Genomic DNA, 12652 nt, shown 5'->3' with positions numbered 1-12652 from the left:
GGGGGAGAACAGCGGATCGAAAGCATGGGTCATGGTGAAGAGCCAGAAGAGATACATGCCATGCAAGAACGGCGCGATCAGGGCGCTTAGAATGGTCCCGCCGATGAAAAACTGGAACCCCCAGAAACCGACGTGCCCGAGCAGACGGTACATATGCAACGGCCGTCGCATATGGACGAGATAGGTCTGCATATAACCTTTCAGCCAGCGGGAGCGCTGCCGGATCCAGTTGTGCAGATTGCTGTTGGCCTCTTCAAAGGTGGTGGAGTTCACCACACCGACACGATAGTTCAGCTGTGTGAGGCGAACACCGAGATCGGCGTCTTCCGTCACGTTGTAGGGATCCCAAGCATCCACCTCCTTGAGCACCTTCATGCGGAAGTGGTTCGACGTTCCGCCGAGGGGGATGGGAATGCGCAGGGCATCCAGCGCCGGGAGGTAGAAGTCGAACCACAACGAATACTCGATGGTGAACTGTTTGGTCAGCCAGTTTTCCGGGCCATTGAAGTAGTTGAGCCGCGCCTGAATAACCGCCGTTTCACTGGATGCCTTGCGAAAGGCGACCACCACTTTCTTCAACTGGTCGGGCTCGGGCTTATCCTCGGCATCGTAGATGGTGAGCAGCTCCCCGCGGGAGAAGTTCAACGCATAGTTGCACGCCTTGGGCTTGGTTTTCGGCAACGACGGAGGCACGCGAATGATCTCGAAGATCCCCTCCAAGCCGAGTCGCTTCGCCTCCTCGAACGTCTCGATATCATCCTCCTCCAACACCAGCTTCACATCGATCTTGGAGAGCGGGTAATCCATCTCACGAATGCTTTGCGCGATGATCGGGAGCACCTCGGGCTCCTTGTACATGGGAACAAGGATGGTGTAGGTGGGCAGATCCTCATCCTCCAGCGCCGCCACCTCCTCATCCGTCACCTTGACATCGATGGACTCGTGGCTGCCCACCCAGGCAAAGATCACGCGCATGCCGAAGTTGAGCAGCAAAAAGAGCGCCAGGGCCATGTTGATCGCCATCAGTGTGGGAACCGGCCAGCGCACCAGTGCGGCCAGCAACGCCGTGGCAAAGAGATAGAGCGTCACCAACTGGGGGGTGGTGAACACCTGACTGGCCGAGAGTTCCGCCTGTCGCTCACGCAACTTGTTCACCGCGCGATGCTTGAAGTAGTCCCGACCGTGCGCCTGCAGCGACCAGTGCAGATCCAGCTTCGAGGTGATCACGAAGTCGGTCGGCACATCCTTGTAGATATGCTCGATCATCAACAGATTCGCCGGTTCGGGGTCGGACACGGCAAGAATCACCCGATCCCCCTGACGGCGCCAGGGAATGAACTGATACTCCGCATAACAGTCCAGCAGCCCGGGATCCCACAGCGTATCATCCACCGGCTCATCCATCAGGTTGATGAACGGCCTGCCGAGATGCTCCGCCATGACCTGATAGAGATCGAAGGGACGCACCCAACCCTTGGCCAGCAGCACATCGCCGATTCGCGTCCCCCAACGCCGCTGCAGCTTCAGCGCTTCGTCCAGCTGCTCTCGGGTCAGCAACCCCTTGCGCACCAGTAGCTCGCCGATCTTCCCCCGTCGAAAACTGTCGAGCAGAACCGCATAGAACTCCTCGGGCTTGACCCAGTTCCATTGACGCAGCACATCACCCAGCCGCTGCCCGGTGCGTTTCTGCTCCGCCAACGCCCGGGCCAGCTGCTCTTCGGAAATCAGCCCCTCATCGACCAGCATCTCCCCAATGTGGCGGCGGGGCGCCTTGGCATCGTTCTCCAGCAGAACCTGATAAAACCGGTGCGCATCCACCCAGCCCCGCTCGAGCACGATGAGCCCGAGCTTCCCCCCCTTCTCCTTCTGTTCTTCGAGCGCCTGGCTGAGCTGTTCCGGGGTGATCAGCCCCCGTTGAACGAGAAGGTCACCGATACGCGGCGATCTCTGCCGCGCCTTTTCGCCCCTTGCATCCACTTCAATGGTCGATGTCATCAACCGCCGCCTTCCGTAGGGCGCGCTGGTGCCGCATCTGGCGGAAGATGTAGAGGGCGAGCACACTCAGCAGGAACCAGCCGAAGGCGAAGATCCAGAAGCGGTAGGCATCGAAGACGTCAAACCAGGTGGAGACATCGGGATAGAACATCCGCACCAGCGTGGGGTGGTGGCTGTCCAGCGACAGGATGATGCCGTTGTCGTCCAGGAAGGCGATATCGTCACGCTGGAGATGCAACGCCTCGGGGAAGAGATAGTCGCGCCCGCGATCGGGATGGATCAGCAGACCGTAGAACCTCCCTGCCCTGGCGATCTGCATGGTGGTGACATCAGGCAGGCGATCCACATCGAGCAGCACATTCCCCTCGTGGTCCACCACGCTCACCCGCCCCTTGTCAAACCGCACCGGCGCCTCGATATCACCGAGGTCGAACGCCCCGATCGCCCAGAACGGCCCGGATGGCTCCAACCGGCTGCCGGCAGCCACGAAGTGAACACGCGACATGTCCGCCAGCAACGGGTAGTCGACCGCGATACGGGTGAGCAGATAGAGGATCCGATCCGCATGAACAAGACCCTCCTCCTCGATGTAGGTGTCGAACCCGTCGGAGAAGTAGTAGGTAAGATCGAAGAAGTTTTCCGGATCCCCGGTGTGCCGCACCAGCAGCAGCCGGCTGCTTGGCAGGATCTGAAAGGGATCCGTGGGAGGGATGCCCCGACAATCGCCATTGTCGACATCGTGCTCGGCGACGATGGCGAGCTTGTTGAACTGCATCTGGTACTTTTTCGGCAGCGGAATCTCGAACGACTGCACCGCGCCACTGTCCTTCAAGCGCATGGAGCGCAGCAGGATGTCGTTGAGGTAGACATAGAGCTCATACTTAGGATCCCGCTCGTCGCGGACCGGAGCGACGACCTCCAGCCGCAAGCGGGACATCCGCACCCCCGATGGAAAATCGTACGGCCCGACCGTCGTCGTCCACGAAGTGGAGCGGAACATCTTCTGCACCCGGGTGTTGATCCCGATCCGTTCCACGGGAATAGCGATCCGCTTGCCCATCGAATGCGACGGCAGACGCATGTGAAACCGGTAGGATGCGTAGGTGAGGGGAAACAGACGGTAATGTTGTCCCGCGGCCAACGTGTTCCAATGGTCGTCCAGCAGATAGAACGGCGTGGTGTCGAACGGCTCGCTCAGCGCAAGGAAGCGATGGTTTCCATAGCGCGCCAGGGCGATGTTGGCCCCCTTGCCCGACTCCGGGTAGAAGAGACGAGCAAACTTCGCCGTCCCGCCCCTCTTCACCGGATGCGCCCGGATCTGATCCTGCAGCTGCGCCCGGGAAGCGATGACGATGTGTCCGATCTCGGGAAGGCGCGTCAGCCGTACCACCTTACCCGCCTTCTCCAGCATGACCATCATCGACCAGGCGCTCTTGAACACCTCGGGGGTCAGCTTGCCCGCGGGCAGCGAGAGCACCACATGACGGGGCAACATACGCCAGTAGTCGCGCACGGAATGGAGTGCGGGATGATAGGCGATATGCAGGGTTGTCTCGGGAAAAATGCGAACGAAGAGCGCCCCGTCCCGCTCGTCGCGACAGCGATCGTCGCTCCCGATCAGGTGGCCGCTGATCCGGACCTTGACCAGCCCTCTTTTGCGAAAGAGGGAGGGGGGCAGCAGCACGGAAAACTGATGCACCATGCCATCCGACGCGATCCGTCGCACTTTCATGGGACGGTCGTTGATGGAGACCCGAAGATTGGCGCGATCCAGCATCATGGAGGATGCCTGGTAGCGCAAGACGAACTCGCCGCTGCTCACATCCGAATCGAGCGGCGCCGGAAAGAAGATGGTCTTTCCATGCCCTCCGGAGCCGTCGAACACGATACCGTCCTTCAGCCCCAGATCGAGGAGATCGAAATCACGGCTGGAGAGGAAACTTGTGCTTCCCCTTGTCGACACCGGGGCGGAAGAGGTCGCCGCAGCCACGCCTGCCTCCGCTCCCCGTTCGCGGGTCCCCTCCCCGGATACGCGGGAGCGCACCACCCTCCCTGCCTTGTCCGCGGCCCGATGCGCCACCGATGCCACCCCGGATAGAGGCTTCAGCGCCGAAATGCGGGCCCATCCCTGCACGCCGCTCTTCCCGACGGCGACGAGCACCCAAGCCCCCATCCGTTCCAGTTCGATCAGCCGCTGATCGTGGGAAACCCTGGCGACGAGCGCGGAACTCAATGCCGGCTGCCGGTAGAGCGTCAACCTCCGACCGACCGGAACCAGCCGATCGCCCATCGCGGCTTCCGCCGCCGATGAGAACACCAGCCATGCGATCAAGACCAAGGGAAACGAACGGATCCAGCTCGCCCGCCCCGCGCGTCCGCTGGGGATGGGGCAGAGCCGATGGCCGCCTTCATCCGACTGAAAGAGAAACAACACTCCCCCCCATCAGGCAGTCAATCTCAAGGCATGGATCGACGCAGGCCACCCATCTGGGAGAGCAGAAGGATCATCTGTGTGACCGATCGACGAGCCCGCCCGTGCGATACGTTTATCGGCCAGATTCGGCTCGACTGAAGCGTTGGCAACCGCCCAGGCGAACACGGTGGCAATCCTGGTACTCCCAAGGGGAATCGAACCCCTGTTTCCGCCGTGAGAGGGCGGCGTCCTGGACCGCTAGACGATGGGAGCAGGTGTGCGATTTCTAGCGTTGCACCCCCCATGCGTCAAAGCCCGCTTGCCAAACCGGTGCCCACCTCCAGAATGCCGCCCCCTCGCTCTGAATGCGCTGCAACCATGTTCAGGGCGTCATGCGGGCGGCCGGCGTCGCCCGATCCGGCGGATCCGCCGATCGGCACCGGCCACACCGCCTCACGACACCAAGAGGAGCGCCGTGTACTACGAAACCGTATTCATCGTCAATCCCGATACATCCCAGGAGAACGCCGAGAAGCTGACCGACGATCTGGTCACCCGCGTCGAGGCGGCCGGAGGCCGCATCGTCAAGCGCGAAGCGTGGGGCGTGCGTCGACTCGCCTACCCCATCGCCAAGCGCAAGCGCGGCCACTACATGCTGCTGGTCACCGACGGGCCGCCATCGGCGGTCGCAGCCCTTGAGCGGGCCATCCATCTGGAGGAGCGGATCATCCGCTTCCTCACCGTGCGCCTGACCGAGCTCTCCGACCAGCCCTCCCCACTCATGCGCCGCCGTGCGAAGAGCCAGCGCACCGCCACCCCGGAACAGAAGTCGGGGGATGGCGCCGGGGAGCGGGAGCGGAACAAGAGCGCCAAGGCCGCCGGAAACGAAACCGCGGTGGAAGGCGCATCGAAGCAGCCGGAGACGGCTGCGGCATAAAGACAGCGGAGAGACGCGGCGATGGCGGCCTCTTGCGCCATCGGCGTGAACCGGGTCTGGCTCGTCGGAACCGTCGACGGCGTCCGCAGGCGTTGGCTTCCGAGCGGCGAGCCGGCGGTGATTGCAGCGTTGTTGCTCGAACGCCCGGATGTCGGGCCGGCGCGGGCCGGCGTCGAGCGGCAGCAGCCGCTGCCGCTGCGCGCCACCGGGGCGCAGGCCCGTGCGCTGGCGGGGCTCGACGGCAGCCGGGTGGAGATCCGCGGCTACCTGCGCAGACGCTACTATCGTCGCGAGGGCCAACCCCATTGGGGCCAGGTGGAAATCTGGGTCGAGGCGTGCCGCCCCCTTTCCGAGCCATTGATGCCGACCCCTTGCGAAGAGGGCGGTATCGATCGAACAATCGCATCGAACGCGAATGACGGCTGAGGGTTTCTTGCGAAACCACCATCGCGGCGCTGGCGTGCCGCGCAAATCCGGAGGCTGCGTATGCAACCGAAGGATACGACTCCCATGAAGAAGGAACGAAACGATGAGTGAGACCAATCGAACCCCTACCCCCCCTTCCGCGCAGAAGCCGGTCACATCCGCCGGTCGGCGGGGCGCGCGTCAACGCCCGCAGCGGCGGCGCAAGTTCTGCAAGTTCTGCGCCGACAAGTCGCTGCGGATCGACTACAAGGATCCCGACCTGCTCCACCACTTCATCACCGAGCGCTTCAAGATCCTGCCGGCACGGGTGACTGGGACCTGCGCCAAGCACCAGCGCCGGCTGACCACCGCCATCAAGCGCGCGCGTCAGCTCGCCCTGCTCGCCTACACGCCGTTGCACAAGGGTTGAGGGCAGCAGGCCGCACAGGGACGGGGAGCCACCGGGATGACACCCCCCCCGCCGGAACAGACGGCGGCTTCGGCCGCCATGCCGCCCCTGCTCGACTTCCTTTTGACCAGGAAGCTGCCCTGCTCCTGCTTGGCCTTCACCCTCTTCACCGCCATCTTCTGGCTGCCCGGGCTCTTCCCGGGAGCGCCGATGATCGCCTTTCTCTTCATTCTGATCGCGGTGGTGGCCCACTTCACCACACCTGCGCTCTTCGCGCTGATCCAGATCGGAGGCGGCGGCAGCTTCGTCACCCCGGTGGCCCTGATCAGCAGCGCCGGTGTGGCCGCGCTCAACCGGTTCGATCCGACGGTGACGCTGATCTACCTCCTCTTCTACGCCGTGCTGCCCGCCATGGCAGCGAACATCCTGCGTCGACACGGCGGCCTGGCGCGCAGCGGAGAGGTGCTGGCCGTCGCCATCTTCTGCGCCGTCACCGCAGCCCTCGCCCTGGGGGCGGCACTGCATGGCGATGGTTCGCTGCAGAAGTACACCCGGATGTTGATGGCGCCGATGTTCGCCCCGATCGAGGGGCGGGGTGGCGATGCGGTCGAAGAGGTGGAGGCGAGCCTCGCACTCGCCATGCCGGGGCTCGTGGCGGGCGGCCTCTGGAGCATCTGGTGGGGAGGATTGCTCGGGGCCCGCTGGTTGGCCATGCGCTACGGCTTCTACCACGACAGCTGTTTCTCCTGGTACTACGTCCGCTTCCAGCCCCGCCTCGCCCTGCTGATGCTGCTGGCGCTGGTGCCGGCCAATATGGCCGGCGGCAACCTCCAGTTCGTCGCCATCGCGCTCTCGCTTCTCCTGGCCGCGCTCTTCGCCGTTCAGGGGGTGGCGGTCGCCCACCTCTGGCTCAAGGAGCGGCAGCTCAACGTGCTGCTCGCCGGGATGTACATCTTCCTCTTTTTCTGGTCGTTGGCCATCATCCCCTTCGTCGTCATCGGCCTTTTGGACACCTGGTTTGATTTTCGTCGGGGCGCCCCCCCGGAAGAAGGAGTATGACCCATGGAACTGATCCTGCTTGAACGCATCGAACGCCTGGGCAACGTCGGCGACGTGGTCCGGGTCAAGGATGGCTACGGCCGCAACTACCTGCTGCCGAAGAAGAAGGCGATCGTCGCCAACAGCGCCAACCGCAAGCTGTTCGAACGGCGCCGCGCCCTGCTCGAAGAGAAACAGCGATCGGTGCTGGAGGCGGCGCAGGCCCGGGCAGAGAGGCTGGGCGCACTGGCTCTGACCACCACCCGCGCCACATCCGACGGCACCCACCTCTACGGCTCGGTCACCACCAGCGACATCGCCGCGCTGATCGCCGAGGCTGGTGAAGAAATCCACCGCCGCGACATCCTGATCGACGAGCCGATCCGCACCCTGGGGACACACCGCTTCCGTGTCCGGCTCCACCCCGACGTCGTCGCTGAGATGCACCTCACCGTCGAGCCGGAAAACGGCTGACCATTCCCTGCCGGCGGCAGCCGCTGACCGGAGGGGCAGAGGGGTGGAACCGGCACAGGCCACGCTGCGCGAGCGCACGCCGCCGCACGCCTACGATGCGGAGTGCGCGGTGCTCGGCGGGATCCTCATCGATCCCGATGCATTGGAGCAGCTCGAAGGATCACTGCTCCCCGAGCACTTCTACGTCGAGGCCAACCGGCGCATCTTCCAGGCGATCCTCGAACTCGGGGCCGACTCCACCCAGGCGGTGGACGCCCTTACCGTCAAGGACCACCTGCAGCGCCACGAGTTGCTCGATCGCTGTGGCGGTGAGGCCTACCTGGTCGACCTGGTCAACTCGGTGCCCACCTCGGCGCGGATCAAATACTACGCGGAGATCGTCCGTCAGCGCGCGGTGCTGCGCGAGATCCTCGCCGCCTGCACCGACATCGCCCGCGAGGTCTACGAATCGCCCGACCTGACGGTCAACGACCATCTGGACCGCGCCGAAGGGCGGATCCTCTCGATCGCCACCGCCTTCAACAAAAACCAGTCGGCCTTCCGCAGCATGGCGGAGCTGATGCCGCAGATCTATCGCGATCTGGAGGCACGCTACGCCGACAAGCGGGCGATCACCGGCATCCCCACCGGCTACCAGGATCTCGACGAACTGACCGCCGGATTGCAGCAGGGGGATCTGATCGTCATCGCCGGACGTCCGAGCATGGGCAAGACCGCCTTCGCCATGAACATCGTGCAGAACGCGGCGATCCGCTCCATTGCCGACGGCGAGACCCAGCGCCGCCATGTGGTCTGCGTCTTCTCCCTGGAGATGTCCTCCCAGCAGATCGCCCAGCGCATGCTGGCCAGCGAGGCGCGGGTCAACATGGGCAAGCTGCGCACCGGCCACCTCTCCCGGGAGGATTGGCGCAAGCTGGCCGGAGCCGTCGGTGCGCTGGCCGAGGCGGAGATCTACATCGACGACACGCCGGCGATCTCGGTCACCGAGCTGCGCGCCAAATGCCGTCGGCTCAAGCGCGAATCACGCTCGCAATGCCTCGATATGGTGGTGATCGACTACCTGCAGCTGATGTCCGGGCCGCCCGATGCCGAGCGGCGCGAACAAGAGATCAGTGAGATCACCCGTGCGCTCAAAGGGCTGGCCAAGGAGCTCGACATCCCGGTGGTGGTCCTCTCCCAGCTCAACCGCTCGCTGGAGTCGCGGGCCGACAAGCGGCCGATGATGTCCGACCTGCGCGAATCGGGCGCCATCGAACAGGACGCCGATCTGATCGCCTTCATCTACCGCGACGAGGTCTACCACAAAAAACCGGAAAACCAGGGGGTGGCCGAGATCATCGTAGCCAAACAGCGCAACGGCCCGACCGACACCGTCCGGCTCACCTTCCTCCACGAATACACCCGCTTCGAGAACTTCGCCGGCGGCGGATTCGGGGAGTAGCCGCCGGCCCCCCCTCGCAAGCCTCTCAGTCGCCCGCCCGCGGGTGGGTTCGGCGGTAAAGCTCCTGCAGCCGCCCGATATCGAGATGAGTATAGCGCTCGGTGGTGGCCAGCGACTGGTGTCCGAGCAGCTCCTGGATGGCGCGCAGATCGGCGCCGCCGGCGAGCAGATCGGTGGCGAAGGCGTGGCGCAGGCGATGGGGGGTCACCGCTGCGTCCGCTCCCTGCTCGGCCGCCAGCCGTTTCATCATCCGCTGCACGCTGCGGCTGCTGATCCGCCCCCCCCGCCGGTTGACGAAGAGCGCCGGCTGCGCCGGCAGCAGCGGGCGCAGATCCAGCCAGCGGCACAGCAGACGCATGGCTCCGCTCGGGATCGGAACCTGCCTCGCCTTCCCCCCCTTGCCGCGGACGATACGCAGCAGACGTGCGCCTGCATCGAGATCGGTCAGATCGAGCGCCACCGCCTCGGAGATGCGCACCCCACAGCCGTAGAGCAGCGCCACCAGGGCGAGATCCCGCGCCCGCCACGGATCGTCGGGCGCACGCCCCTCCGCGCCTGCAAACAGCTTGCGCCGCTCCTCCGGCGCCACCGCGCGCGGCAGCCGCTGCGGCAGCTTGGGCATGGGGATGGCGCTGACCACGTTGTGGGCGATCAACCCCTCCTGCTCGGCCCAGTCGAAGAGTGCGCGCACCGCGGAGAGACGTCGGGCCATGGTGGTCGCGGCCAGCCCTCGGGCGTGCATGGCGAGCAGCCATCCCTCCACCATCGACCGCTCCACCCGGTCGAGCGTCACCCCTTCGGGCAGATGACGACCAAGCGCGGCGAAGTCGCGCCGATAGGCGGCGATGGTGTGGGGAGAGTAACGCTGCACCTCGGCCAACTGCCGAAGATACCGGGCGCATGCCTGCTGGAAGGTCAGTGTTGATGGAATCACAAAAAGTCCCTCCATGGGCTTTTTGCTCGACGGCGGTCGAAGGGCGCGCTCTTCGATCCCCTTACAAATCCGTCGGCTGCATGCGCAACCTCCATTGCCGCGGCGATGGCCTCTTGTGAATCCATCGGACCATGATCGCAACTGCTCCCTAGCCGGAGGTTTGGCCCGACGAACCACGAGGTGGTACAGATGGGCCGGCTCACGCCGGCGGACGGTGGTGGTGGAAGAGCAGCTCCTCCACCACCGCTCCGCCGATCAGATGGTGACGGATGATCCGGTCGACGGCCGCAGCATCGATGCGGCAATACCAGACCCCGTCGGGATAGATGCAGGCGATGGCCCCTTCGCGGCAGACCCCGAGGCAACCTGCCCGGTTGAGCCGGACCTCCGTATCGAGCAGCCCGAGCAGCCGCAACCGCTCGCGAAAGTAGTGAACCAGCGCCCGCACCCCTTCGGGATCGCAGTGCTTGCCGGCGCAGAGCAACACATGGCGTCGATAGGAGGGGATCGAGGGCTTCTTCTCCGCCTCCTGCATCCTACCCCTCCCCGCCGGAGCGCAGCCGCCGCAGCAGCCCCTCCAGCTCTCCCACATGGGCGAAGGGGATGGTCAGCTTGCCCCCCCCCTTCCGGTCGCGCCGCACCTCCACCGCCAGGCCGGTATGGCGCCGGATCTCCTCCTCGATCTTGCGCGCGTCGGGATCCTCTCCCCGCCCCTCCTTGCGCGCGGCTCCACCGCCGGCGGCGAGCTTCCTGGCCTCCTGCTCCATCCTGCGGGCACTCCATCCCTGTGCCGCACACTGCTCGGCCAGCGCCACCGCCCGCGCCTCCCCCAGGCCGACCAACGGCCGCGCCTGCCCCATGGAGAGCTCACGCCGTTCGATCATCCGCTGGATCTTTTCGGGCAACTGGCGCAGCCGGAGCAGGTTGCTCACCTGCGCACGCGACACCCCCACCACCTCGGCCACCTGTTGTTGGCTGTAGCCGAACTCGTCGATCAACCGCTGGTAGGCGCAGGCCGACTCGATCGCCGTCAGGTTGTCGCGCTGTTCGTTCTCGATGATGGCGAAGGCGAGCGCCTCCGCGCTGCTCACCTCGCGCACCAGAGCGGGGATGGTGGCCAGTCCGGCGGCCCTGGCCGCCCGCCAGCGCCGCTCCCCGGCGATCAGTTCATAGCCCCCCGAAGCGGTCGGACGCACCAGGATCGGCGTCAGCACCCCATTGCGCCGGACCGACTCGGTCAGGGCGTCGAGCTCCTCCTGACGGAAGGTCCGACGCGGCTGATAGCTGTTGGGGACGATCGCATCGACGGCGATGGAGGTGGTCGCCGCACCCTCCTCGCCATCCATGAAGAGGGCGTCCAGCCCGCGCCCCAACCCACGGCGGCGCTGCTGCTGTCGGGTCATGGGAGGCGATGCACCCTGGCCGTGCTCATCATACCGTCACCTCCTCTTCCACCTGTTGCATCGCCGCCTCCCGCCGGACCAGCTCCGCCGCCGCCTGCAGGTAGGCCTGCGCCCCGGTCGAGCGGACGTCGTGCTGCAGCACCGGCACCCCGAAGCTGGGCGCCTCGGCCAGCCGGACGTTGCGCGGAATCACCGTCTGATAGACCTGGGCGCCGAAATAGTCCCGCACCTCCCGCTCCACCTGCTGGGCGATCTTGTTCCGCCGGTCCATCATGGTCAGCAGGATGCCGTCGACGGTCAGCTGCGGATTGAGCCGTTTGCGCACGCGCCGGAGTGTCTCCAGGATCTGCGAGACCCCCTCCAGCGCCAGAAACTCGGTCTGCAGGGTGATCAATACCCGATCCGCGGCGGTCAGCGCATTGATGGTCAGCAGATTGAGCGCCGGGGGGCAGTCGATCACCACATAGTCGAACGGCTCACCGTGGTAGGCGGAGAAGGCGTCGTGCAGCCGGAACTCCCGCCGTGAGGCATGGATCAGCTCGATCTCGGCCGCGGTCAGCTCGACGTCGGACGGGGCCACCAGCAGCCCCTCGAAATCGGAGCAGACCACGATCTCGCCCAACCCCGTCTCCGCCGTCAACAGGTCGTAAGTGGAGCCGTGGATCGCCCCCTTGTCGATCCCCAGGCCGGTGGTGCTGTTCCCCTGCGGATCGAGATCGACCAGCAGCACGCGGTAGTCCATCGCCGAGAGGGAGGCGGAGAGGTTGATGCTGGTGGTCGTCTTCCCCACCCCCCCCTTCTGGTTGGCGACGGCGATGATCGGACCGAGATTCTCATGTTTCATGTGAAACACCTCTCATCCTGACGGCGGAAGCGCAATACCCGCTGGCGTACCCCGTGGCCGAACTGTAGCCACGAATCCTCCTCGACACACCACCCTACGACCTCCTTCGCCTCCGCATCGGGCGATGCAGGAAGGATGGCCCCTCCTCCCGGAGCGATCAACGGCCGGGCCAGCCGCAGCAAGGTGGCCGGATCGGCCACCGCGCGCGCCACCACCACATCCGCCCGGCCCGGCAGCGCCATATCGGCCGCATCGCCACAGAAGACCTCGCCATCGAGCCGCAGGGTACGCACCACATGGCGCAAAAACTCGGCCCGCCTCCTCCGCCGCTCGACCAACACTCCATGGAGATCGTCGCG

General features: G+C 65.2%; 12 protein-coding genes, 1 tRNA gene and 1 pseudogene. 6 read left to right on the top strand and 8 right to left on the bottom strand.

What is annotated here, in order from left to right; translation table 11 throughout:
- From D6682_02525 to D6682_02515, 3 genes are all read right to left on the bottom strand, one after another.
- Positions 1-1746, bottom strand: a 1746-nt coding sequence (locus D6682_02525) for a glycosyltransferase (protein RMH52175.1), incomplete at its 3' end; no start/stop codon positions are given.
- A gap of 232 nt (positions 1747-1978) precedes the next feature.
- Positions 1979-4429, bottom strand: coding sequence for a hypothetical protein (locus tag D6682_02520; GenBank protein ID RMH52174.1), 2451 nt, complete (start codon positions 4427-4429; stop codon positions 1979-1981).
- A 176-nt stretch (positions 4430-4605) separates the two neighbouring features.
- Positions 4606-4681: transfer RNA gene (locus D6682_02515), tRNA-Glu, on the bottom strand.
- Between D6682_02515 and D6682_02510 the strand changes: the two genes are divergently transcribed.
- The 6 genes and pseudogenes from D6682_02510 to dnaB all read left to right on the top strand — a co-directional run bounded on the left by D6682_02510 (position 4674) and on the right by dnaB (position 9112).
- A complete protein-coding gene (locus tag D6682_02510; protein ID RMH52173.1) occupies positions 4674-5345 on the top strand; it encodes a 30S ribosomal protein S6 in 672 nt (223 codons plus the stop codon). The two genes, D6682_02515 and D6682_02510, sit on opposite strands and share 8 nt — an antisense overlap.
- Positions 5346-5366: 21 nt before the next feature.
- Positions 5367-5699, top strand: a pseudogene (locus D6682_02505) (hypothetical protein).
- Between the two features lie 175 nt (positions 5700-5874).
- A complete protein-coding gene (rpsR, locus tag D6682_02500) occupies positions 5875-6180 on the top strand; it encodes a 30S ribosomal protein S18 (GenBank protein RMH52172.1) in 306 nt (101 codons plus the stop codon).
- A gap of 102 nt (positions 6181-6282) precedes the next feature.
- A complete protein-coding gene (locus D6682_02495) occupies positions 6283-7218 on the top strand; it encodes a hypothetical protein (protein RMH52171.1) in 936 nt (311 codons plus the stop codon).
- A 3-nt stretch (positions 7219-7221) separates the two neighbouring features.
- The gene (locus D6682_02490; GenBank protein RMH52170.1) at positions 7222-7671 is read left to right on the top strand and encodes a 50S ribosomal protein L9; all 450 of its coding nucleotides are present in this window, start codon (positions 7222-7224) and stop codon (positions 7669-7671) included.
- 43 nt (positions 7672-7714) lie between these two features.
- Positions 7715-9112: a replicative DNA helicase gene (dnaB, locus tag D6682_02485; protein RMH52169.1), complete on the top strand. Its 1398-nt coding sequence runs from the start codon at positions 7715-7717 to the stop codon at positions 9110-9112.
- A 25-nt stretch (positions 9113-9137) separates the two neighbouring features.
- On the opposite strand, the gene D6682_02480 is transcribed toward dnaB, so the two are convergent.
- From D6682_02480 to D6682_02460, 5 genes are all read right to left on the bottom strand, one after another.
- Positions 9138-10061, bottom strand: a complete 924-nt coding sequence (locus D6682_02480; protein RMH52168.1) for a tyrosine recombinase XerC — start codon at positions 10059-10061, stop codon at positions 9138-9140.
- A 184-nt stretch (positions 10062-10245) separates the two neighbouring features.
- The gene (locus tag D6682_02475; GenBank protein RMH52167.1) at positions 10246-10581 is read right to left on the bottom strand and encodes a ferredoxin; all 336 of its coding nucleotides are present in this window, start codon (positions 10579-10581) and stop codon (positions 10246-10248) included.
- 1 nt (position 10582) lies between these two features.
- Positions 10583-11449 (bottom strand): ParB/RepB/Spo0J family partition protein, encoded by an 867-nt coding sequence (locus D6682_02470; GenBank protein RMH52166.1) that lies wholly within the window; start codon positions 11447-11449, stop codon positions 10583-10585.
- Positions 11450-11477: 28 nt separating this feature from the next.
- Positions 11478-12293: a ParA family protein gene (locus tag D6682_02465; GenBank protein ID RMH52165.1), complete on the bottom strand. Its 816-nt coding sequence runs from the start codon at positions 12291-12293 to the stop codon at positions 11478-11480.
- A partial coding sequence (locus D6682_02460; GenBank protein ID RMH52164.1) for a hypothetical protein occupies positions 12290-12652 on the bottom strand: 363 nt, incomplete at its 5' end. The genes D6682_02465 and D6682_02460, both read right to left, overlap by 4 nt.

The sequence above is a fragment of the Zetaproteobacteria bacterium genome (assembly GCA_003696765.1).
Lineage (GTDB): Bacteria > Pseudomonadota > Zetaproteobacteria > Mariprofundales > J009 > RFFX01.
The sequence above is the reverse complement of the archived record's forward strand: the minus strand, read 5'-3'. Positions and strand labels throughout refer to the sequence as shown.

What these genes read in the sequence shown, in the direction of transcription:
- D6682_02510 (RMH52173.1), top strand. Translation starts at nt 4,674, where the DNA reads ATGGGAGCAGGTGTGCGATTTCTAGCGTTGCACCCCCCATGCGTCAAA.
- rpsR (RMH52172.1), top strand. Translation starts at nt 5,875, where the DNA reads ATGAGTGAGACCAATCGAACCCCTACCCCCCCTTCCGCGCAGAAGCCG.
- D6682_02490 (RMH52170.1), top strand. Translation starts at nt 7,222, where the DNA reads ATGGAACTGATCCTGCTTGAACGCATCGAACGCCTGGGCAACGTCGGC.
- D6682_02480 (RMH52168.1), bottom strand. Translation starts at nt 10,061, where the DNA reads ATGGAGGGACTTTTTGTGATTCCATCAACACTGACCTTCCAGCAGGCA.
- D6682_02475 (RMH52167.1), bottom strand. Translation starts at nt 10,581, where the DNA reads ATGCAGGAGGCGGAGAAGAAGCCCTCGATCCCCTCCTATCGACGCCAT.
- D6682_02470 (RMH52166.1), bottom strand. Translation starts at nt 11,449, where the DNA reads ATGACCCGACAGCAGCAGCGCCGCCGTGGGTTGGGGCGCGGGCTGGAC.
- D6682_02465 (RMH52165.1), bottom strand. Translation starts at nt 12,293, where the DNA reads ATGAAACATGAGAATCTCGGTCCGATCATCGCCGTCGCCAACCAGAAG.